The 875-nt window shown below is 74.4% G+C and carries 1 protein-coding gene; it reads left to right on the top strand.

Translation table 11 applies throughout. From position 1 onward, the window contains the following. Window positions 1-875 (top strand): SGNH/GDSL hydrolase family protein (locus FNX44_RS28415; protein ID WP_173019313.1); only part of this gene is annotated, 875 nt, incomplete at both ends.

Genomic DNA, 875 nt, shown 5'->3' with positions numbered 1-875 from the left:
CGCGGAGTCCCCGTCCGGCACTCCCACGTCCGGCACCCCCGCCTCCGGGGCCCCCGAAGCAGGAACCACGACGCCCGGGACCTCGAAGGCCGGGACGTCGGCCGACGGAACGCCAGGGGGTGGCGCTCCCAGCGGGCAGCCCCTGGCGCGCACGGCGGACGGTGGCGGCCGCGTCCTCTACCTCGGCGACTCCATCGCCACCGAGAACCAGGACGAAGTCGGCCGCCGCGTAAGGAAGTCCGGCCACGACTACCGTGCCGCCCCGCACTCCGGCACCACCCTCTGCGACTACCTCGAAGGCACCGGCGCCTCCTCCCTCGTCCCGGCCGCCCACAAGGCCGCCGCCCTCGTCCGCGACTGGCGGCCGGACACGGTCGTCCTCCAGTTCTGGGGCAACTCCTGGCTCTACACGCCGTGCATGGAAGGCGTCGCCGCCGACCACCCCGACTACCTAGCCCGCTACGGCAACGACATCCGGGCCATCACGCGGCAGATCGAGAACGCCGCCGCCCAGGCCGGCATCCCCCAGCCCCGCCTCGTGTGGGTCGTCCAGGGCCCGGACGCGTTCAACCCCGACCGTATCCCCAAGATCAACCAGCTCTACGAGATGCACGTGGTGCGCGCCGGCGGCCTCCTCGCCGACGCGGGCGCCCGGGTCAGCGCCCCCGGCGCCCGCTACACCCACACCAACTACCTGCCGTGCAACGCCGAGGAGACCGCCGCCGGCCTCTGCCGCGACGGCCGCGCCCAACTCCACCGCGACGACGACCCCCTGCACTTCTGCCTCGCCCCGCTCACCGCCAACGGACGCCCCTGCCCCGCGCCCTCACCCGGCGTCTGGCGCTACGCCGCCGCCATAGCCGACACCGTCGGCT

The organism is Streptomyces alkaliterrae (genome assembly GCF_007097205.2).
Taxonomy (GTDB): Bacteria; Actinomycetota; Actinomycetes; order Streptomycetales; family Streptomycetaceae; genus Streptomyces; species Streptomyces alkaliterrae.
Note: the sequence above shows the minus strand (reverse complement) of the source record. Positions and strands in the feature narration are given on the sequence as shown.